Annotated in this window: 24 protein-coding genes; 15 read left to right on the top strand and 9 right to left on the bottom strand. The window is 59.9% G+C overall.

Going from position 1 to position 18,565, the window contains the following annotated elements; genetic code table 11:
* Positions 1-86: 86 nt before the first annotated feature.
* Both EDD52_RS05030 and EDD52_RS05025 read right to left on the bottom strand, forming a co-directional pair.
* The gene (locus tag EDD52_RS05030; protein WP_243651841.1) at positions 87-752 is read right to left on the bottom strand and encodes a flagellar hook capping FlgD N-terminal domain-containing protein; all 666 of its coding nucleotides are present in this window, start codon (positions 750-752) and stop codon (positions 87-89) included.
* A 9-nt stretch (positions 753-761) separates the two neighbouring features.
* The gene (locus tag EDD52_RS05025; RefSeq protein ID WP_132242479.1) at positions 762-2,018 is read right to left on the bottom strand and encodes a flagellar hook-length control protein FliK; all 1,257 of its coding nucleotides are present in this window, start codon (positions 2,016-2,018) and stop codon (positions 762-764) included.
* 114 nt (positions 2,019-2,132) lie between these two features.
* Between EDD52_RS05025 and EDD52_RS05020 the strand changes: the two genes are divergently transcribed.
* From EDD52_RS05020 to EDD52_RS04995, 6 genes are all read left to right on the top strand, one after another.
* Positions 2,133-2,405, top strand: a complete 273-nt coding sequence (locus EDD52_RS05020) for a rod-binding protein (protein ID WP_132242477.1) — start codon at positions 2,133-2,135, stop codon at positions 2,403-2,405.
* Positions 2,398-2,748 carry a flagellar biosynthesis protein FlgN gene (locus EDD52_RS05015; protein WP_132242475.1) on the top strand — a complete coding sequence of 117 codons (351 nt, stop codon included), beginning with the start codon at positions 2,398-2,400 and terminating at the stop codon, positions 2,746-2,748. Before EDD52_RS05020 ends, EDD52_RS05015 begins: the two co-directional genes overlap by 8 nt.
* A 196-nt stretch (positions 2,749-2,944) precedes the next feature.
* The gene (locus tag EDD52_RS05010; protein ID WP_132242473.1) at positions 2,945-4,153 is read left to right on the top strand and encodes a flagellin; all 1,209 of its coding nucleotides are present in this window, start codon (positions 2,945-2,947) and stop codon (positions 4,151-4,153) included.
* Positions 4,154-4,245: 92 nt separating this feature from the next.
* Positions 4,246-4,611: a flagellar biosynthesis regulator FlaF gene (gene flaF / locus EDD52_RS05005; RefSeq protein WP_243651840.1), complete on the top strand. Its 366-nt coding sequence runs from the start codon at positions 4,246-4,248 to the stop codon at positions 4,609-4,611.
* Entirely contained in the window at positions 4,608-5,012 is a 405-nt protein-coding gene (flbT, locus tag EDD52_RS05000; protein WP_132242469.1) for a flagellar biosynthesis repressor FlbT, read from the top strand. The genes flaF and flbT overlap by 4 nt, the downstream gene beginning before the upstream one ends.
* On the top strand, positions 5,009-5,806 hold the full coding sequence (locus tag EDD52_RS04995) for a DUF1217 domain-containing protein (protein ID WP_132242467.1): 798 nt from the start codon (positions 5,009-5,011) through the stop codon (positions 5,804-5,806). Before flbT ends, EDD52_RS04995 begins: the two co-directional genes overlap by 4 nt.
* A 22-nt stretch (positions 5,807-5,828) precedes the next feature.
* Here EDD52_RS04995 and EDD52_RS04990 read toward each other — a convergent pair whose 3' ends face one another.
* Entirely contained in the window at positions 5,829-7,211 is a 1,383-nt protein-coding gene (locus EDD52_RS04990) for a FliI/YscN family ATPase (protein WP_132242465.1), read from the bottom strand.
* Between the two features lie 85 nt (positions 7,212-7,296).
* Between EDD52_RS04990 and EDD52_RS04985 the strand changes: the two genes are divergently transcribed.
* The 9 genes from EDD52_RS04985 to EDD52_RS04945 are packed head-to-tail and all read left to right on the top strand — an operon-like array spanning position 7,297 to position 11,870.
* Positions 7,297-7,689: a FlgB family protein gene (locus EDD52_RS04985; RefSeq protein ID WP_132242463.1), complete on the top strand. Its 393-nt coding sequence runs from the start codon at positions 7,297-7,299 to the stop codon at positions 7,687-7,689.
* 17 nt (positions 7,690-7,706) lie between these two features.
* Complete coding sequence (gene flgC / locus EDD52_RS04980; protein ID WP_132242461.1) at positions 7,707-8,099, top strand: flagellar basal body rod protein FlgC; 393 nt, start codon at positions 7,707-7,709, stop codon at positions 8,097-8,099.
* Between the two features lie 18 nt (positions 8,100-8,117).
* A complete protein-coding gene (fliE, locus tag EDD52_RS04975; RefSeq protein WP_132242459.1) occupies positions 8,118-8,411 on the top strand; it encodes a flagellar hook-basal body complex protein FliE in 294 nt (97 codons plus the stop codon).
* Positions 8,412-8,420: 9 nt separating this feature from the next.
* Positions 8,421-8,690, top strand: coding sequence for a flagellar biosynthetic protein FliQ (locus tag EDD52_RS04970; RefSeq protein WP_132242457.1), 270 nt, complete (start codon positions 8,421-8,423; stop codon positions 8,688-8,690).
* Position 8,691: 1 nt separating this feature from the next.
* Positions 8,692-9,405 carry a flagellar hook-basal body complex protein gene (locus EDD52_RS04965; protein WP_132242455.1) on the top strand — a complete coding sequence of 238 codons (714 nt, stop codon included), beginning with the start codon at positions 8,692-8,694 and terminating at the stop codon, positions 9,403-9,405.
* A 19-nt stretch (positions 9,406-9,424) separates the two neighbouring features.
* The gene (gene flgG, locus EDD52_RS04960) at positions 9,425-10,210 is read left to right on the top strand and encodes a flagellar basal-body rod protein FlgG (RefSeq protein ID WP_132242453.1); all 786 of its coding nucleotides are present in this window, start codon (positions 9,425-9,427) and stop codon (positions 10,208-10,210) included.
* Positions 10,210-10,629: a flagellar basal body P-ring formation chaperone FlgA gene (gene flgA / locus EDD52_RS04955; RefSeq protein WP_132242451.1), complete on the top strand. Its 420-nt coding sequence runs from the start codon at positions 10,210-10,212 to the stop codon at positions 10,627-10,629. The genes flgG and flgA overlap by 1 nt, the downstream gene beginning before the upstream one ends.
* The gene (flgH, locus tag EDD52_RS04950; protein WP_132242449.1) at positions 10,626-11,357 is read left to right on the top strand and encodes a flagellar basal body L-ring protein FlgH; all 732 of its coding nucleotides are present in this window, start codon (positions 10,626-10,628) and stop codon (positions 11,355-11,357) included. Before flgA ends, flgH begins: the two co-directional genes overlap by 4 nt.
* Before the next feature lie 9 nt (positions 11,358-11,366).
* Positions 11,367-11,870 (top strand): flagellar basal body-associated protein FliL, encoded by a 504-nt coding sequence (locus EDD52_RS04945; RefSeq protein WP_132242447.1) that lies wholly within the window; start codon positions 11,367-11,369, stop codon positions 11,868-11,870.
* Between the two features lie 64 nt (positions 11,871-11,934).
* Here EDD52_RS04945 and EDD52_RS04940 read toward each other — a convergent pair whose 3' ends face one another.
* The 6 genes from EDD52_RS04940 to EDD52_RS04915 all read right to left on the bottom strand — a co-directional run bounded on the left by EDD52_RS04940 (position 11,935) and on the right by EDD52_RS04915 (position 18,561).
* Entirely contained in the window at positions 11,935-12,366 is a 432-nt protein-coding gene (locus tag EDD52_RS04940; RefSeq protein ID WP_132242445.1) for a hypothetical protein, read from the bottom strand.
* Positions 12,363-13,451: an EscU/YscU/HrcU family type III secretion system export apparatus switch protein gene (locus EDD52_RS04935; protein ID WP_132242443.1), complete on the bottom strand. Its 1,089-nt coding sequence runs from the start codon at positions 13,449-13,451 to the stop codon at positions 12,363-12,365. Before EDD52_RS04935 ends, EDD52_RS04940 begins: the two co-directional genes overlap by 4 nt.
* Positions 13,452-13,454: 3 nt before the next feature.
* On the bottom strand, positions 13,455-14,225 hold the full coding sequence (locus tag EDD52_RS04930) for a flagellar biosynthetic protein FliR (RefSeq protein WP_132242441.1): 771 nt from the start codon (positions 14,223-14,225) through the stop codon (positions 13,455-13,457).
* Positions 14,222-16,249 (bottom strand): flagellar biosynthesis protein FlhA, encoded by a 2,028-nt coding sequence (gene flhA / locus EDD52_RS04925; RefSeq protein WP_243651853.1) that lies wholly within the window; start codon positions 16,247-16,249, stop codon positions 14,222-14,224. The genes EDD52_RS04930 and flhA overlap by 4 nt, the downstream gene beginning before the upstream one ends.
* A 201-nt stretch (positions 16,250-16,450) precedes the next feature.
* Positions 16,451-17,557, bottom strand: a complete 1,107-nt coding sequence (locus EDD52_RS04920; RefSeq protein WP_424449890.1) for a flagellar basal body P-ring protein FlgI — start codon at positions 17,555-17,557, stop codon at positions 16,451-16,453.
* Positions 17,557-18,561 carry a flagellin gene (locus EDD52_RS04915; protein WP_132242437.1) on the bottom strand — a complete coding sequence of 335 codons (1,005 nt, stop codon included), beginning with the start codon at positions 18,559-18,561 and terminating at the stop codon, positions 17,557-17,559. Before EDD52_RS04915 ends, EDD52_RS04920 begins: the two co-directional genes overlap by 1 nt.
* Positions 18,562-18,565: the final 4 nt, after the last annotated feature.

Genomic DNA, 18,565 nt, shown 5'->3' with positions numbered 1-18,565 from the left:
GGGCAAAGTCTGTTTCAAAACCTTCACTTGCAGAGCTATCTGTCGAAACGGGCCTTTGTTTCCTCGCTTGTTGCATCGAAATGCAGTCACGTGGAGCGCAATGCTGCAACGTCGTCGGCAGAGATATCCGTGCCACTTTCCAGCCCTAGCACAAGTGTGCCCGCAACCGTGCGCGCCTCGACGATTCGGTCGTACGTCGGGACGGGAAGCACCTCCGTTTCGCCATCTTTTGACGACACGCTCAGCTCGAAACTGTAACTGCCAGTGGCCGCCTGATTGCCATTAATGGTGCTGCCCGACCACTCGATCACCCCGGTTTCTCCGGTGATATTCTGACGCTCGACGACAGCGCCAGACCCGTCCTTGACGACAAGTTCGGTCTTGGCCGCATCCGCCGGGATCTCTGGCCGCAAAGAGATCGGCGTTCCGGAGAAATGCGCGGGTGCCGTCGACAATGCCTCCATGCCAACCCATCCTGACAGTTGGGACAGGCCACCCGCGTCGAGCGCGGTGGAGATATTGCGCAGCAAATCGTTTGAAAGCACCTGTTGCTCCACGGAGGAGAACGTCGCCAACTGGGTTGCATAATCCGTGGAATCCACCGGGTTCAGCGGATCCTGATTCTGCATCTGGGCGGTAAGCATGCGCAGAAACGTCTCGAAATCAGAACTGATCGCGGGATCGTTGGAGGCTATTTGCGATGTATCGCTTGATGCGGAATAGGCGGGCGGGAGGGTGTTCGAAATTTCCATAAGGGTTCCTTAGATTCTGATGTCGAGCCCGGTCGGGGCATAGATCGGGGAGTGGCCGACGCGATCTTCGGGCGCGGCCGCTGCGATGGCATCAAGCGATGCCGCCCCCTGCGATGGCGAAGCGTTCTGGTTCGAATCGCTGTCGCTGCCGAACTGAAATTCGATGTTCTCGAACCCCATCCCCTCAAACTCCCGCGCGAGCATCTCGATATGGCGGCGAAGAAGTTCCGTGGTCTCGGGCCGTTCGGCATTGACCGTCATGGCAATGCCGCTGTCGGTCGTTGTCATCTGGATATGGACACGGCCCAATTCGTCCGGGTTCAGTCGGATTTCCACGCGGCCATCGCCGTTGCGTTGGACCGCCTCGGCCACTTGGCGCATGACCGCCTCTGGCCGGTAGGTCGCCTGAGTCGGGGCCTTCTGACCCAATTCCTGCGCATATGCCGAATACTGACCGCTTCCGGAAAACCCCTGCGTTGCCAGTTCGTTATCCACCTTTAGCAGAGCGTCCGAATCGCCCGAACCTTCTGCGTCCTTCTGTGACAGAGAGTAGGCCGCCGCCAAGGCGTTTGCAGCAGCCTGCGGGGCCGTTGTCGCAAGGTAACGGTTGGCGTTTTGAACAGAGGCGGCGCGAACTGCCTCGCCCTCTTCAGATTGTGATTGCGCTGTGTCCTCGGCGGCATCGCGCCCCTCTGCGCGCTTCGCAATCTCGGCTGTCTGAGCGGATGCGGCTCTGTGTGCTTCGGCGGTTTGAGGCCCGGATTGGCCGCTAAGGGCGCCTTGCGGTGCAGCCACACCCATCTGCCGTTGGGCCTCGTTGACCGATTGGCCGGGCGCACGCGTCTCAGCCCCGTCAAGCCCGCCTTTATCGTCGCTAAATTGGGCCAGATTGGCAAAAGTTGCTTCGTCAGGACGCTGCTCTTCCGCCGTTTCAACTGTGCTCACAGCCCCCGCAGCGTCTGCGGTCGTACCATCTGCACCGCTCGGGTCACGCTCGTCGAATGTTGGCTCGGCCTCATCTGATCCGGCATTTTTGTCCTCCGTATGATCCTTTGTCGGGGGGGCGGCGGCCTCGGTCGCCGTGCCGGTGCGCTGATCATCCCGAGAATCGGCATCCGCCTCCTCGGTCTGTTCGGAATCCCTCTCGGCAGAGGAGCCGGTGCTCAGATAGCTATTGAAATCCGGCCCCGACGACTCAGGCTTCTGCTTGACGGCATAATTGGTCGTTGGGGCGCCCGCCGTAAACGGGAGCGTTTTTTCCAGCATGCCTGATCTCCTGCCGATTTTGATCACCGCGCCAGTATTGCGCCGGTTGGTTACCGCATCTTTACCGCTGTCGCGTCAGATCGAAAAAAACTTGAATCATATCGGGACCGTCCAATGTTGATCCAATCCTCACTTCCCCCTCCGGTGACGTCATCCGGGGATTCCGCATTGAGAAAAGCCGCGCAGGAGCTTGAGGCGCAGTTTCTGTCCGAGATGCTGAAATCCGCCGGGCTGGGCGAGGCGCCGGACGGATTCGGGGGCGGCGCGGGAGAAGAGCAATTTTCTTCCTTCCTGAGGTTGGAACAGGCGCGCGCCATGGTTTCAGGCGGCGGAATTGGCCTGGCCGAAACGATTTTTCACGCATTGAAGGAGAGACAGAATGAGTAAGACGACAACCCTTCGGGCCCATGACGCCCTGGACGACCTGCTGGATGCAGAACGCGCGGCGCTTCTGGCCGGGGACCTTGACCAGATCGGCAGGCTGGTGACGCAAAAGGAATCGCTTGTGGCCGATCTTCACGGGGCGGACGTGTCAGAGATTGAACGGCTGCAACGCAAAATGGCGAGAAATCAGGTGCTTCTTGACCGCGCACTGCTTGGGATAAGGTCCGTGGCCAACCGGTTGGGAAGCCTGCGTCGAATCCGGCGATCGCTGGAAACCTATGACAAGGACGGCCGGAAATCTGCGTTTGACAGCATCGGCGAATCCCGTCTCGAGAAGCGAGCGTGAGTTGAATAAAATCCGCCGTAACTGGTTTGGCGGAATTAGCGCTCCATTAGGGTTCTGCGACGCAAGGTAGCCCTGCATCCGATGAGGTGGCGCAGCGTCCGGAAAACCGGGCTGTAGAGGTCAGAATGACACATCCGGCGCAATTTGACGCGTCAATTATCAAAGGGCCGAAAGCCCAGTTTAGAAAGGAAATGCCATGTCGAGCATTCTGACAAACAACAGCGCAATGGTTGCTCTGCAAACGCTGAAATCCATCAACTCTGGCCTGGCGGACACGCAAAGCCAGATCGCGACCGGCAAGAACGTTGCCAGCGCCAAGGACAACTCCGCCGTCTGGGCCATCTCGAAAGTGATGGAATCGGACGTTCAGGGCTTCAAGGCGATTTCGGACAGCCTGTCCTTGGGTGAATCCACCGTCGCCGTTGCCCGCCAGGCATCGGAAACAGTGACCGACCTTCTTACCCAGATGAAAGGCAAGATCGTTGCCGCGCAGGAAGACAACGTCGACCGCGTCAAGATCAACGCCGACGTCTCTGCCCTGAAAGAGCAGATAGCATCGGTTGTGGGCGCTGCACAGTTCAACGGCCTCAACCTTGTAAACGGTTCCGGGGGCGCAAACATTCTGTCCTCCCTCGACCGCGATGCTGCGGGCACTGTCACGTCCTCCTCGATCACGGTTGCCGGGCAGGATCTCTCGCAGGGTGGCTACACTGCCAATGACGTCCTGTCGGGCAGTTCGGCTGGCGCGTCTTCCGATGGTGACGCGGTTGCATTCAGCCTCGACGGCGGTGGCGGCAACGAACAGGTTGAGATCGCCGAGAACGGTGCCGCACTGGTCGCGGGCGACAAGGTGTCGTTGAGCGTGGCAGGCGAAACCGTCACCTACACGGTTTCCGCCGATGATGCTGCATCCACCACAACGGCAGATCTGGTGGCCGTGGGTCTGAAAAGCCAGATCGACAGCCTGAACATCGCCGGTCTTACCGTCGACTATGACAGCGGCACGCCCGGCACGCTCGATTTCACCAACGCGAGCGCGACGGACCTGACCGTCAGCGGCCAGTACACCAACGCAGGTTCCGGTGGGCTCGGCGCATTGTCGACGATCGACGTCAGCACGGGCGGTGGCGCATCCACCGCGCTTGGCACTATCGAAACGCTGATCGACACCGCCATCGATGCCGCAGCGGCATTTGGTTCGGTGGAGAACCGGATTTCGACCCAGTCCGATTTCATCTCCAACCTGTCGGACTCGCTGACCTCGGGTATCGGCGCCATGGTCGATGCAGACATGGAAGAGGCCTCCGCAAGGCTGCAAGCGCTCCAGGTACAGCAACAGCTGGGCGTTCAGGCGCTTTCGATTGCCAACCAGGCGCCACAATCGCTGCTGTCGCTGTTCCGTTAAGCGACTTACGCGGAGGCCCGGTACAGGGCCTCCGCATTCCCCACTGATCCCCTACATCGCAATTTCCGGAAGGATGTGACGTGAACGCTCACATGTTGGCTCAACGCGCCTATTCGAATTCTGCATCCGCGACGCGCACCGCGCGAAGCACTGAATATGAGCTCATCGCTAAGGTGACCCATCGCATCCGTGCCGCAGCATTGAGAGGGACCGCCGGTTTTACGGATCTGGTATCGGCTCTGCACGACAATCGAAAACTCTGGACCGCCCTTGCGGTCGACGTTGCCGGAGACGGGAACCAACTGCCCGCATCGCTGCGCGCGCGTATCGTTTATCTCGCGCAGTTCACACAGCTTCACACCAGCGCAGTGCTCAAGCGCGAGGCCAGCGTTGCGCCACTTTTGCAAATCAACGCAGCCATTCTGAAAGGTCTCAGCAACGGAGGTACGCAGCGATGACAGGTCTGGTGCTGAAACTGGGGCCAAAGGAACGCGTGTTGATCAATGGTGCCGTGATCGAAAACGGCGACCGGCGCAGCAGGTTCACGATCCTTTCGCCAAACGCCAACATCTTGCGGCTGCGTGACGCCATCCACCCTGACGAGGCCACGACACCGGTACGACGAGTGTGCTATGCCGCTCAGCTGGTGTTGAGCGGCGACGCCGCCCCCGAAGAGGTGAAACTGCAGCTCTTGCGCCGGATTGAGGAATTGAGCCAAATCCTGACCGACAATGACAGCCGGACGATCCTGGGCCAAGCAACTGACGCCTTGGTGCGCCAACAATTCTACCAATGCCTCCGCGCGCTCCGGGCTCTCATCCCCCGCGAAGACCGGCTTCTTGCGGCGCATCACTCATGAGCTACCAGCCCGTCATTCCCATGACCGGTCTGGCCGGGTGGAAATTCCTGGATCGGACGCTGGTGACCCAGATGGATGCTCATGCGGGCTCCGTCGAAATCCGTCGTGATACCGATTACTTCAAGGAAAAGATCGGCGAGATCGAGACCGCAGAGCAGTTGGTGTCAGATCGGCGATTGCTGCGCGTCGCATTGGGTGCATTTGGGCTGTCCGATGATATCGACAGCAAGTATCTGGTGCAAAAGGTGCTGGAAGAAGGCACGCTTGACCCCTCGGCGCTGGCGAACAAGCTGTCGGATTCGCGTTATCTGGAATTCTCGAAGGCATTTGGCTTTGGCGACTTTTCTGTCCCACGCAGCAAGCTGTCGGACTTTCCGCAAGAAATCGTGGAGAAATATCAAAGCCAGAGCTTCGAGGTCGCCGTCGGCGAACAGGATGACGATATGCGCTTGGCATTGAATTTTACGCGGGCCTTTCCTGAGGTCGCGCAATCGACTGTCGGGAATGATACGAAATGGTTTCGCATCATGGGCACCACCGCGCTGCGGAACGTGTTTGAAACGGCATTGGGGCTTCCGAGCGACTTTGGCAAGCTGGACATCGACAAGCAGTTGGAAACATTTCAGAGCAAGGCCGAACGCATGTTCGGCACATCCGATCTGGCGAAAATCTCGGACCCTGAGACCATGAACAAAGTCGTTGAGACCTATTTGCTGCGCTCGCAGATACAGGCTCAACCGGTCAACCAGGCCGGATCGATTGCGCTGACGCTTCTGCAATCTTCCAGCCTCTGACGAACCGGTTGCCCTGATTTGATCACGCTGACTTATCTCGGGCCCCGCCGCTTTTAATTGCAGGCTTGGGCGACGCGATCTGCACCCCGACCTTGCGCAGGAGCAGGTGCAGCCTGGAAAAGCTGTCCTGCGAATTACCGCTCTCCGACAGGGACAGAAAATCATCCAGATCAGGCCATGCGCGGATCGCCTGATCCAGGGCCGCATCCGTGCCTTCCTTGTAAAGCCCCGCACGAACCATCATTTCGGATTCTGCGTATGATCCCATCAGCCGTCGCGCCGCTGTCAGCATCTGGTTTTCTTCCGCGGATGCGCAGCCGGGCAAGCTACGCGAGACGGAGCGAAGCAGGTCAATTGCCGGGTACCGGCCACGTTCCGCAATCTTGCGGTCCATCACGACATGACCGTCCAGAACACCGCGCAGGATATCTGCCACCGGCTCCTCCATGTCTGATCCCGCAACAAGTACCGAAAAGATGGCCGTAATGTCACCGGCACCGCTTGTTCCCGGGCCCGCACGTTCGCAAAGTGACATGATCTGGTGAGCTGTCGAGGGCGGATATCCTCGCAATGCAGGCAACTCGCCCGATGCGATGGCGACCTCGCGATGTGCTTCGGCAAATCGTGTGATCGAATCGACCAACAGCAAAACATGTGCGCCTTGATCGCGAAAATGTTCGGCAACCGCCATCGCTGCCAGCGGACAGCGCCTGCGAACCAGCGGCGACCTGTCCGAAGTCGCGGCGACCACGACCGATCTTTGCATCCCCTCCGCGCCGAGCGTTTCGTCCACGAATTCCCGAAGCTCCCGGCCCCTTTCACCGACGAGAGACACCACGACGACATCCGCTTCGATCTTGCGGGCCAGACTTGCCAGCAAACTCGATTTGCCGACACCGGACCCAGCAAAGAGCCCGAGGCGCTGCCCCCGTGCAATCGGCAGAAACGTGTTGAACACAGCATGGCCTGTTTCCAGACGCTGGCCCAACGGCATGCGTTGTGACGGCTCCGGTGGGTCACCGCGAAGCTCTCTCGCATCACTTCCGGAGGACATGGGCGCCCCGTCCAGCGGCCGGCCAAATGGGTCGATGACCCGGCCGATCCAGGAATCGGTTGGCGCAAGTGTGTTGCGCCCAAGCACGGCAACCCGATCCTCCAGCGTGACACCCTCGATACTGCCCTCTGGCAACATCGCAACCTTGCCATCGCGAATCATCAGTGCCTCGCCGCCAAGCGGTGCGGCCCCCCGGCGGTAAAGACAAAGCCTGTCGCCAATCCGGGCATCGCCGGAAATGCCCTTTACCCAAACCAGCGTACCTTCGACCTCGGCCACACGGCCAACCGCCTGAATCGCGCTCAGTCCAGCGATCTTTTGCCTGAGTTCTGTAATTCCTCGAGTTTGCATCGAACGCTCCTGAAATGTTCCACAAACTTTTTTTAAAGGAATCGGGGTTAAGCCTTGATTGAAGCCAATCGAGGGAGAAGCCCCGATGTACGAAAAACTTGAGATCTTCCGCACAGCAATCTCGCTGGCGCAGCATGCAGGAACACGGCAAGCCGTGATCGCGCAGAATATCGCGAATGCGGATACGCCGGATTACCGTGCCCGACAGGTCACCGATTTCGCCACCTATGCGGCAAAAGATACGCAAGCGGCGGGCGTGCAAAAAGCAACGCGGGCGGGCCACCTGAATGGTACCCAATCGGCAGCGAAAGCCGAAGTGGACGTCATCCACAGCGCCTCTCACAGCCCGAACGGCAACGGGGTTTCTGTCGAGCAGGAGATGGTCAAGGCTGTGGAGGCGAAACGCCATCACGACCAGGCGCTCGCCGTCTACAAGTCCAGCCTCAATATTCTGCGCGCCAGTATTGGCCGCAGCTGATCCAGAAAGGGTAGACAATGAGCGCGTTTTCCGAATCCCTCTTCGTTTCCGCCAGCGGCTTGCAGGCTCAGGCAAAACGCCTGCGGCTGGTTTCCGAGAATATCGCGAATGCCGACACGCCCGGGTATCGCCGCAAGCTGGTCCCTTTCGAAATGGAAGTGAACCGCGAAACGGGCGTTGGGAGCGTCGCCACCGGGCGCGTGACCCTTGACCGGTCGGAACTGGATAAAATTCACGACCCTGCGCATCCGATGGCCGATGAGTCCGGCCATTACGAGGCGTCGAATGTCGACCTGATCATCGAGATGGCTGACGCGCGCGAAGCCCAGCGCAGCTACGAGGCCAACCTGAAAATGTTCGACCAGGCCCGGCAAATGTCGACCGGACTGCTCGAACTTCTGAGACGCTAATTTCAAACGGAGACCAGAATGGATATCCAATCGCTTTTTGCCGCCCGCAGCTATGCCAGCACAAGGCCCGCGCTTGAACCCGCGCCCGAAACCACGGCCACTGCCAAGCAGAGCTTTGTCGCTTTGGCAGAGGACTTCGCCCAGACCGTTCAGGCGGGCGAGGAAACGGCCAAGGCCGCGATGGTCGGCAAGGCGGACCCACATGCCCTGGTACAGGCTCTGGCACAATCCGAACTGGCGGTCGAAACCGCTGTCACGGTCCGCAACAAGGTGGTTGAGGCGTACCAGGAAATCCTGCGCATGCCGGTCTGAGGTGCGGTCATGCTGAGCGAAGCCGTCTTTTACGACACGATGAGGCAGGGTCTTTGGGTCGCGGTGATCACATCCGTCCCCATCCTGACCGCCGCCCTTGTCGCGGGGGTCAGCGTCGGCCTCTTTCAGGCGCTGACCTCGGTGCAGGAAATGACCCTGACTTTCGTTCCGAAAATGATCGCGATCGTCGCCGTTTTCTGGCTCTCGATGAGCTTCATGACTCAATCTTTGGTGTCGTTCTTTCAGGACCACCTGATGCCGCTGATAATCGGGGGATAAAATGGATAACGCAGGTTACGCAGCACTTACCCGTCAATCCGGGCTGAAGCGCGAAATGCAGGTCGTCGCGAACAATATCGCGAACGCCGCAACCACGGGCTTCAAGCAGGAAGGCCTGATCTTTTCTGAATATATCATGCGGTCAAGGGGCGGGGACAGCCTGTCCATGGCCTCGGCACGGGTCGCGGACACCTCGTATTCGCAAGGCGAACTGACCAAGACCGGCAACGCGTTTGACCTCGCCATCGAAGGCGACGGATTCTTCATGGTCCAGACACCTGAGGGCAACCGGCTGACGCGCGCAGGCATGTTCACGCCCGATGCGCAGGGAAATCTGGTGACAGCCGACGGATACCCGGTTCTGGATCTTGGCGAAGCGCCTGTATTCGTGCCAACCGGCGACGGTCCTGTCAGCGTCGCCCCGGACGGAACGATCAGCGCAAACGGCCAGCCAATCGGGCAAGTCGGTCTTTTCGCGCCAAACGATCCGCAAGGATTGATCCGCGAGGGCAGCGTTCTGTTCCGCAGCGATGCAGGCGCCGAACCGGTCGAGGACGCCCGTGTCCTGCAAGGTTTTCTGGAGGCGTCGAACGTCGATCCGATCAGCCAGCTTGCCCGGATGATCGAAGTGCAGCGCGCCTATGAGATGGGCCAAAGTTTCATGGATGCCGAAGATGAGCGGATCCGCACCGCAATGAAAACCTTCATCAAATAGATCATAGCAGGAGAGCAGAATGCGTGCCCTGAAGATTGCCGCCACCGGGATGACCGCCCAGCAAATGCGGGTCGAGGTCATTTCGAACAACCTGTCGAACATGAGCACCACCGGCTATAATGCCCGTCGTGCCGAGTTCGCGGACCTGCATTACCAGCAGCTTAGCCGCGCAGGATCAATCAACGCCTCCGACGGAACGGTCTTGCCGACCGGCGTGCAACTTGGCCTTGGCGTCAGGCCTGCCGCGGTTTCCGTGCAATTGCAACAAGGTGCATTGTCGGCAACGGGCGGCGATCTTGATATCGCGATTGACGGCCTGGGCTATCTGGAGGTGACATTGCCGTCTGGCCGCGCCGCCTATACTCGTGACGGCGGGCTGAAGCGCAGCGCAGACGGGTTGATTGTCACTTCCGAAGGCTTTCCCGTCGCGCCGGATATCGTGATCCCGACGGACGCGCGGTCCATCTCGATCAATGCCGACGGCGAGGTCTACGCCTATTTCGACGATTCCGCCGAAGCACAAGAGCTGGGACAGTTCAACCTTGTCGGGTTCAGCAACCCGAAAGGACTGGAAGCGATGGGCAGCAACCTTTTTCTTGAAACCGAAGCCTCTGGCGCGGCCCTGACGGCCACCCCGGGCGAAGATGGTCTGGGCACTTTGCGCCAGGGGTATCTTGAAGACAGCTCCGTCGATGCCGTGCGCGAGGTGACCGAATTGATCGAAGCGCAACGGGGCTATGAACTGAACGCCAAAGTCATCTCAGCAGCAGATCAGATGCTGGGCGCGACGACGCAGGTGCGGTGATGAAAACGCTTCTTGCCCTGCCTCTTTGCCTGATTGCGGCACCCGTTTTTGCCGAAACCCTGGTGGCCGCACGCACAATTCGCGCGCAATCGCTCTTGTCCGAGCAGGATCTGGTGATTTCGGATGCGACGATTCCGGGCACTCTGGCCCTTGTCGAAGATGCGGTGGGCCAGGAAGCGCGCGTCACCATTTACGCCGGGCGCCCCCTGCGGATGGGCGATGTCGGTCCGCCCGCAATCGTCGACCGCAACGACATCGTCACGCTCGTTTTCGAACAAGGCGGACTAGTCATCACATCCGATGGCAGGTCGCTGGGCCGGGGCGGTGAAGGCGACCGCATCCGCGTCATGAACCTAAGTTCCCGGACCAGCGTGTTCGGTCAGATAGATTCTCAAGGTCAGGTGGTAGTCTCCAAATGAATACGAAAACGCTTTTCATTGCTGGCCTTTGTGTCGGCCTCGCCGCCTGTGGCAAGATGGATCACATCGGGAAGGCCCCGGAATTCACCCCGGCCACCCAAGGGCCGGAACATCAGGCGATGGTCTTTGCCGGCCTGCCGGAGACCACCACCCGGTTGGAGCCGCGCGACGAGGCATCGCTCTGGAGCGGAAGTCGCCGATCCCTGCTGGGTGACAGGCGGGCCGAAAAGCGCGGTGACATCATGACGGTGGTGATCGAGATCGACGAAAAGGCCGAGATTTCCAACGCCACCTCGCGGTCGCGCAGCGGTTCCGAGAGTCTGGGTCTTCCGCATCTTTTCGGCGTACCGCAGCGGGTCAACAAGGACCTTCCCGATGGTGCCAGCTTGGACGAAGCGATTTCCATCAGCAGTGCCAGCGACGCCAGCGGCGACGGCTCGGTACGTCGGAATGAAAAGCTGACCCTGCGTGTTGCAGCGACGGTGACAGATGTGCTCCCAAATGGTGTGCTTGCGATTGAGGGCCTTCAGGAGGTCCGGGTGAACTTTGAAATCCGCGAGCTGCTCGTTTCGGGCTATGTTCGTCCCGAAGACATCTCGCGCGCGAATGAAATCACCTATGACAAGATCGCCTCGGCACGCATTTCATATGGCGGGCGCGGGCAGATCTCTGACATGCAGCAACCAAGGATCGGGCAACAGGTTCTTGATGCCATCGCCCCCTTCTAAGGAAAGCAGATGCTCAAGCTCATACTTCCCGTCCTTCTTGCAGCGCTTGGCACCGGTTCCGGTATCGCCGCCGCAGTCATTCTTGCTCCGGAGCCTGAGACGGCGCAGGCAGAGCCCGTGGGCCCATGCGGCCCCGAGCAGGAGCATGCGGCCGCGGCGGGTGATGCGCATTCGGCGGCGCCGCCCAGCGAGAATGACTTCATAAAGCTCGGCAACCAGTTTGTCGTACCCGTGGTTCGCGACGAAAGAGTGACTTCACTGGTGATTGTGTCACTGTCGCTTGAGATCACGCCGGAAAGCAGGGATTTGGTGCTTTCGCGCGAACCGAAGCTTCGCGATGTGTTCCTGCAATCGATGTTCGATCATGCGAACCGGGGTGGTTTTGACGGGTATTTCACGGGCTCCGACCAGCTCGATACGCTCAGGCATGGTCTTTACAAAGATGGTGTCGCGGTGCTCGGGCCTGCCTTGCAGGGAGTGCTGATTGTCGAAATCGCACGGCAAGATGCCTGACCATTTGGCAAACCGCCGATAGCTACATCTCAAGGCGCCCGGACGCGGCGAATAGTTCCCACGTTCAAACCGCGTCCCGGCCCTTCGCTGCATTCGTGATGACCAGAGCAATGAGGCTTTCCGCCTCGCGGGCAGTCGTTGCCTGCGCACGCTGGAGCGCCGCCGACGACACCAGTCCCTGTGCTGCCTGATCACGCGCGAAGGCATGACGCACCTCATCGAGATAGGTAAGACGTTCGGCGGCCAGCAGCGCAAGCTGGCCGTTCAGTTGTGTCTGGCGCTGGGTCGCCCAGACATGCCAGGCAGAGTCCGCCCCTGCGGCAACCCGCGCCTGAACGTCCGACGCGCCGTCGAACCGGGTATGCCCAAGGGATGCAAGCTCTGACAGCTCGTTTCGGATCTGTTGCTGGTCACGCTCGATCCGCTGAAGCTCGGACATCTTCTGTTTGAGCTGCATGTCCATCAGCTCTGATAACGCTTTCAGCTTCGGGCTCATCTTCGAAAACCTTTCGCGCGTTGGCGCATTTCTTCTGCAAACCTGATGGCGGCGGCGACGGGTTTGTAATGTTCCGGCGCGATCATATCGCCCACCTCTGTCGAGGCATAAAGCGCGCGCGTGGCCGGAGGGTCAGAGTGCATCGGAACGCCGTTTTCCTGCGCGACCTCGCGGATGCGTTTGGCGATTTCGTCAACACCTTTGGCCACACAAACAGGCGCTTCACCCGGAGCGCGGCTCCATTTCAAGGCAACGGCGTAATGCGTCGGATTGACCAGAACCACATCCGCCTGGGCCACGTCTGAAACCATTTGTTTGCTGACAATCTCTTGCGCCTTGGCGCGGCGGGCCTGCCGCATATAGGGGTCGCCCTCGGATTCTTTGTGCTCGTCCCGCAATTCCTTGTGCGACATCCGGTTCTTGCGCATCAGCTCGGCATGTTGCCAGAAGAAATCCAGCGCGCCGATTGCTGCGGATACAATCACGACGATGAGCAGAAACTGCATGGCTAGTGTCGCAAGAAGCAGGATTGCCGTCGCCGGGTCCGACCGGACGGACCCCAATATCTCATCCATTCGCGACCGGATCACGAGAGCCACACAGATCGAGTAGATCAGAAGTTTCGCAAAGCTTTTTGCAAACTCGAACAGCCCGTTCCGGCCGAACTTGTTCTTTGCGTTGGATATCAGAGAGATGCGGGAAAGCTTTGGCTCCAGCTTTGTCGGGGCAAAGACCAAGGCGCGCTGCGCAATCAGGCTGAGCAGAACCAGAGCGGCCGGCATCACAAAGATCGGCGCGATATTGGCCAGAACCCCTCCGCTCAACCCGATTACCGGTTGGGTCGCACCCGGCTGAAAGATGACCTTCGCCAGTTCATCCGGCCGGTCCAGAAGGCCCGTCAGAAGAGCGCCAAATTCCGACGCAGCAGAGGCCCCCATCGCATAAAGGGCAATCAGCAAACCGGAATAGGACGCCCAGGTTGAAATATCGGTAGACTTCGCGACATCCCCTTTCTTGCGCGCCTGTTCAAGCTTTCGCTGGGATGGTTCATGGCTCTTGTCTGAATCGTCGTCACCCTGCGACATGGGTCACGGTCCCAGTGGCGCAAAGAGGAATGCGTCGAAACCGCGAAGCCACACGGCCAGCAGTGTCGGCGCAAGAACGAACATCATGACCAGCGAGCCAAGCGTGATTGCGGGCGCGCCCACGAAGGCGACCATCAGCTGCGGCATCGCGCGATTGATCACCCCAAGCGCCAGGTTGTAGAGGACAGACAGGATGATGAACGGCGCCGCCAGCGTGAACGCGGTGGCAAAGGCCTTGGCCGTCCGGGCAACGCCCAGAGTTGCGATGGAAGACGGATCGGGAAAGGTGCCAAACGGCAGGATCAGGTAGGAATTCGCAAGAAACAGCACGATTTTGACCTGATAGCCGGTCGCGAAAAGCAGTGCGAGCCCGCCGACTGTCAAAAGGTTGCCAATCGCGGGCATGGGATCCGCCCCCGTATTGCCCGCAATCTGCGACAGAGACGTGGATTGCGCGGCAATGGACCCTGCGATCTGAAGGCCCAGAATAAGAAGCCGGAGGAATAAGCCGATTGCCAAGCCATTTACGGTCTCGGTCAGGATAAGTGGCGCCATTTCGACAAAACTGCCCGGAATTTCCGGAAGATCTGACCAGATGGTCGGCGCGATTGGCAGGCTGAGTGCCACGGCGAGAACCAGCTTGATCCGCACCGGGATGCTGCGCTCGCCCAGTCCCGGAAGCACCAGAATGGCGGTGCCGACCCGAAGAAAGGCCACAAATAGCGACCAGAACCAGAACGAGGATTGCGTCAAAGCTTCTGCTGCTGCCGTCATGCCGCCACAACGCCGACAAGGGCGGGCCGGGCCTCCATTCCGATTTCTTCAAAGGACAGGACCGGCGTGTTGATACCTTTCGCGGCCAGAACCGTACGGATGAACCTGCGTCGGCGACCACTGGTCACGACCGCCGGGCTTACGCCCCGTTCGCCCGCCTTGGAGACTTGCTCGGCCACTCTGGAGGTCAGCCGTTCGAATTCGTCCGGCGGCAGGGCGACATCAAGCCCGCCCTTGTCCCCGTCAATCTGGAAGCGGCTGAACGTATCCTCCCATTCGGGCGCGAGCTGGATCAGCGGGATGGACCCATCGTCACGTGAAACCGTCGAAACGAGCTGAAATCCGAGGCGCTGACGAACATGTTCGCATATTCCATCCGGATGCGCATGCAGGCGGCGCGCCTCGGCGATGGACTCCAGGATCAGCGGCATGTTCCGGATCGACACCTGTTCTTCCAGCAGCAGCCGAAGCACCGAGTGCAGAAGATCCATCGGGACACGGTCGGGGATCAAGTCCTCTAGCAACTTGCGATTGGCATCTGCGCGAACATCGTTGGAAAGCGCCGTCATTTCGTCCAGCAACCGCCGCAGCGCCTTCAGCGTCAGCAACCGCGAGAAGTTGCGCTTGATCGTCTCCAGTAGATGCGTCGCAAGGATCTCTGCCGGGGTGACGATGGTGGCGCCCGCCAATGCGGCCTTTTCCTGATCGGTCGGCTTTATCCACCGGGCGGGCGCGCCGTAGACGGGCTCTGTCACGGTTGCACCCTGCGGAAGGTTGTCGACCCCGTCGGGAACCAAAGCAAGCACCATGTCGGGATTCAGTTCAGCCTTTGCCGCCTCCACGCCCTGTATCCGGACGACATAGGTGCCGCTTGACAGGCTCGCATCGTCGGTCAGGCGGATTTCCGGCATGATCAGACCGTAACTGCTGGCAATATGGCTGCGCATATTCGTGATGCGCACGTCGAGCCCGGAACCCGGATCAAGGACCATGTTCACAAGATCCGGTGCGAATTGGACGTGGATATCATCAAGATCAAGTATGTCGGCAATTGATGGTGCTCTGGGAACAACCTCCTGGGCTGCCGCTTCGTCGGGCTGTGCCGTGTCCTCACTGTTCTTGCGCGAAATCATGAAGGCGGCAGCGCCCAGGCCGAGCGCCCCCATCGTGAACGGGATGAAAGGCAGGCCGGGCACAAGAGCAAAGATCGCCATGAGCGCGGCAACAGTGCCCAAGGCGGCGGGATGTTTGCTGATCTGTGCAACAAGCGCCACGTCGGTTGCGCCGATCGCGCCGCCGCGTGCCAGAAGAAGCGCTGCGGCGATGGAGATGATGACCGCCGGGATCTGCGTTACCAAACCGTCGCCGACGGTCAGGATGGCATAGGTCTCGAACGCGCTGCCAAGAGGCATGCCATGTACAGCCACGCCCATGATCAACCCCATGACAAGGTTCAGGAGGGTGATCAGCAGGCCGGCAACTGCATCGCCTTTGACAAATTTCGATGCACCATCAAGCGATCCGAAAAAGGTCGTTTCCTGCTGCTCCCGCTCGCGCCGCGCGCGCGCTTCTTCATGCGTGATCGCACCGGCGCTCAGGTCGCTGTCAATCGCGAGTTGTTTGCCGGGCATCCCATCCAGTGCGAAACGCGCGCCGACCTCGGCCATGCGCGCGGCGCCCTTGGTGATCACCATGAAGTTCACGATCAGCAGAACACCGAACACGACGAGGCCAAGAAAGACGCTCCCGCTCATCACGAAGCTCGCGAACCCTTCGATCACGTTGCCCGCAGCATGGGTTCCTTCGTGGCCCTTGCCGATGATCAGCTTGGTGGACGAGACGTTCAGGGACAGCCGCAGCATCAGCGCAGCCAGAAGAACTGTCGGGAAGGCGGCGAAATCCAGTGGCTTTTCGATGAAGAGCGTCAGGGTGAAGATCAGCACGGCCAGCGAGAAGGAGGCGGCAAGGCCCACGTCCAGCAGGAAGGCGGGAACCGGCAGGATCATCATAAGGATCGTCGCCATCAAAGCGATCGTCAGGATGATCTTGGATTGAGAGAGCCCGCCCAGCTGGAATGTCACTTCTTGACTCCAAGTAATGTAATTGGCGCAGGCCCGAAATGAGCACAGGCCGCCCCTGAAGAGTTACGCGCGATTGATTGCTGCAAAGTTAATCAAATTTGCCAAATACGGTGACTGGCGGCCCCATGCGGAGCCGCCAAGTGGTTACCGCACAACAAATTCCGCATGCAGCGCGCCTGCGGCCTTTATGCTCTTGAGGATGTCGATCATGTCGCGCGGATTGACGCCCAGCGCGTTGAGCCCTGCGATGACTTCGGACAAGGAGGTGCCGCCCGGGACTTCGGCCAGGCTAGGGCCCGGCTCTTCGGTGATCTCGGCCTGACTCAGCGGCACCACCACTGTCTCGCCTTCGCTGAAGGGGCTTGGTTGAACCGCGACGGGCTGTTCGGCAATGCGTAGCGTCAGGTTGCCCTGCGACACCGCCACGCGGGATATCCGCACGTCAGAGCCCATGACAATTGTGCCAGAACGTTGATCCACCACGACGCGCGCGCGACGTTCCGGTTCAATAACGACATTTTCCACACGGACCAACGCATGGGCCGGCGAGGCAGCGCCGGTGCGCCCTACATCCAGCTCGACCGTGCCAGAATCCAACATGCGTGCAACCGGCTTTCGAAAACTGTTGTTGAGGGCGGTTTCAATCCGCGCCGCGGTGGTAAAGTCAGGCTCACGCAGGGCGAGCCGCAAGGTGGACAGGCTGGAGAAATCGAAATCCACCTCTCGCTCGACGCGCGCCCCGGACGGGATCACGCCCGATGTGGGCACACCCTGAACCACCGAAGCAGCCTCGCCTTCGGCTGACGCGCCACCGGCAATCACCGTGCCTTGCGCGACCGCATAAATCTCGCCATCCGCGGCATTGAGCGGGGTCATGACCAACGTACCACCAAGAAGGCTCTTTGCATCCCCGATCGCAGAGACCGTCACATCTATCTGCCCCCCTGCCCTTGCGAATGGCGGCAGCGCAGCGGTGACGAAGACGGCTGCGACGTTCTTGGGGCGGAACTGTTCGCCCGCGACGTTCACGCCAAGCCTTTCGAGAATATTGCTCATGATCTCTTCAGTGAAGGGCGCGTTGCGCAAACCGTCTCCGGTGCCGTTCAGGCCCACGACGAGGCCATAACCTACGAGGTCATTGCCGCGAACGCCGTCGAATTCGACCAAATCCTTGATGCGGATGGATTGCGCCTGCGCGGGCAAAGTACCCGCGATGGTCAAGGCAATGACGAACCATTTCAAAAAGTTGATCAACGCAGATACTCCAAAAGTGAGAGCCGCGCCGACCGTGCCGTCAGGGCATACACAGTCTCCAGCTGATATTGCACCTCTTCAAGCCGGCTTGCAGTCTCGTATGGGTCAGCTTCCAGTAGCACGTTGCGCGCTTGTGCAAGGCTCGAAGCTTCGGCCTCGTTGGCGATGGATGTCTCTTCAATCCGCGCCTCGAGCGTGCCGATCTTGGCGCGCAGGCCGGTCATCCCGTCATTGGCGGAAAGCAGCCCTTCGCCAGCAGCACGCTGCAGATCGCCCTGGATCGAAAAGGGCAAACCCGCCGCATCATCGGTTGCGAGCGCAGCCAGGGCCGTGTTCTTGAGGATGTTTCGCAATGTCGGATCGTCAGCGCGCAACGAAATATCGGCGGTTTCGCTCTCGCTCAGCCGCAGCGATGCGAGATCCTGAGTGCCGCCACGATACATGACCGTGTCGAACCCCCCGCCCGTCGTGTCGAACCATGCGTCCAATGCCGCAACCACCCCTTGGGACGTGACCTCGCCCGCGACAGCGCTTCGCAGTTCAGTCATAAGCGTGGACACATCAGCAAGCGGCGACTGGTCGGTCTGTGTTCCGGAAAGGTAACTGCGCCCGGCAGTTTGGACATTCACCGCACCGATCATCGATCCCAGCCGATCAAGCGCTTCGTTTGCCAGCGTGTCCCGAACCGTCGGCAGACTGTTCGAGGTTACGCTCGCCAAAGGTGCCGCGAGGGCCTGAGCCTCGTCCTGCACCTTGCCGAGGATCGTCTGCAAAGTGTCCGCGATCTGCGTCGCTTCAACCGTCGCCGTTCGGTACCCCTCCAGCCGGGTAAGACTGTGCTGAATGCCCGCAAGCTGCCGAAAATCGCCGCCAACGCGTTCCCCCTGATCAAGCACCTGACCGGTGGAGATTTCGGTCGTCAACTTGTTCATTTCGGATTTGATACGGCTTTGATGAACGCGAAGGGTCATGCCCTGTGCAAGATCGCCTAGTGTCTGCATGATC

Source organism: Primorskyibacter sedentarius, from assembly GCF_004342065.1.
In the GTDB taxonomy this organism is placed as follows: Bacteria; Pseudomonadota; Alphaproteobacteria; order Rhodobacterales; family Rhodobacteraceae; genus Primorskyibacter; species Primorskyibacter sedentarius.
This window is presented reverse-complemented; position numbering and strand designations above follow the sequence as displayed.

Excerpts from the sequence above, each read along its gene's own strand:
- EDD52_RS04945 (WP_132242447.1), top strand. The coding sequence starts at position 11,367 with ATGCTCAAGCTCATACTTCCCGTCCTTCTTGCAGCGCTTGGCACCGGT.
- flbT (WP_132242469.1), top strand. The coding sequence starts at position 4,608 with ATGACAGGTCTGGTGCTGAAACTGGGGCCAAAGGAACGCGTGTTGATC.
- EDD52_RS04970 (WP_132242457.1), top strand. The coding sequence starts at position 8,421 with ATGCTGAGCGAAGCCGTCTTTTACGACACGATGAGGCAGGGTCTTTGG.
- flhA (WP_243651853.1), bottom strand. The coding sequence starts at position 16,249 with ATGGCGACGATCCTTATGATGATCCTGCCGGTTCCCGCCTTCCTGCTG.
- EDD52_RS05010 (WP_132242473.1), top strand. The coding sequence starts at position 2,945 with ATGTCGAGCATTCTGACAAACAACAGCGCAATGGTTGCTCTGCAAACG.
- flaF (WP_243651840.1), top strand. The coding sequence starts at position 4,246 with ATGTTGGCTCAACGCGCCTATTCGAATTCTGCATCCGCGACGCGCACC.
- EDD52_RS04965 (WP_132242455.1), top strand. The coding sequence starts at position 8,692 with ATGGATAACGCAGGTTACGCAGCACTTACCCGTCAATCCGGGCTGAAG.
- flgH (WP_132242449.1), top strand. The coding sequence starts at position 10,626 with ATGAATACGAAAACGCTTTTCATTGCTGGCCTTTGTGTCGGCCTCGCC.
- EDD52_RS04940 (WP_132242445.1), bottom strand. The coding sequence starts at position 12,366 with ATGAGCCCGAAGCTGAAAGCGTTATCAGAGCTGATGGACATGCAGCTC.
- flgG (WP_132242453.1), top strand. The coding sequence starts at position 9,425 with ATGCGTGCCCTGAAGATTGCCGCCACCGGGATGACCGCCCAGCAAATG.
- EDD52_RS04915 (WP_132242437.1), bottom strand. The coding sequence starts at position 18,561 with ATGCAGACACTAGGCGATCTTGCACAGGGCATGACCCTTCGCGTTCAT.
- EDD52_RS05015 (WP_132242475.1), top strand. The coding sequence starts at position 2,398 with ATGAGTAAGACGACAACCCTTCGGGCCCATGACGCCCTGGACGACCTG.
- flgC (WP_132242461.1), top strand. The coding sequence starts at position 7,707 with ATGAGCGCGTTTTCCGAATCCCTCTTCGTTTCCGCCAGCGGCTTGCAG.
- EDD52_RS04985 (WP_132242463.1), top strand. The coding sequence starts at position 7,297 with ATGTACGAAAAACTTGAGATCTTCCGCACAGCAATCTCGCTGGCGCAG.
- EDD52_RS04995 (WP_132242467.1), top strand. The coding sequence starts at position 5,009 with ATGAGCTACCAGCCCGTCATTCCCATGACCGGTCTGGCCGGGTGGAAA.
- EDD52_RS05025 (WP_132242479.1), bottom strand. The coding sequence starts at position 2,018 with ATGCTGGAAAAAACGCTCCCGTTTACGGCGGGCGCCCCAACGACCAAT.
- EDD52_RS04990 (WP_132242465.1), bottom strand. The coding sequence starts at position 7,211 with ATGCAAACTCGAGGAATTACAGAACTCAGGCAAAAGATCGCTGGACTG.
- EDD52_RS04930 (WP_132242441.1), bottom strand. The coding sequence starts at position 14,225 with ATGACGGCAGCAGCAGAAGCTTTGACGCAATCCTCGTTCTGGTTCTGG.
- EDD52_RS05030 (WP_243651841.1), bottom strand. The coding sequence starts at position 752 with ATGGAAATTTCGAACACCCTCCCGCCCGCCTATTCCGCATCAAGCGAT.
- flgA (WP_132242451.1), top strand. The coding sequence starts at position 10,210 with ATGAAAACGCTTCTTGCCCTGCCTCTTTGCCTGATTGCGGCACCCGTT.
- fliE (WP_132242459.1), top strand. The coding sequence starts at position 8,118 with ATGGATATCCAATCGCTTTTTGCCGCCCGCAGCTATGCCAGCACAAGG.
- EDD52_RS05020 (WP_132242477.1), top strand. The coding sequence starts at position 2,133 with ATGTTGATCCAATCCTCACTTCCCCCTCCGGTGACGTCATCCGGGGAT.
- EDD52_RS04935 (WP_132242443.1), bottom strand. The coding sequence starts at position 13,451 with ATGTCGCAGGGTGACGACGATTCAGACAAGAGCCATGAACCATCCCAG.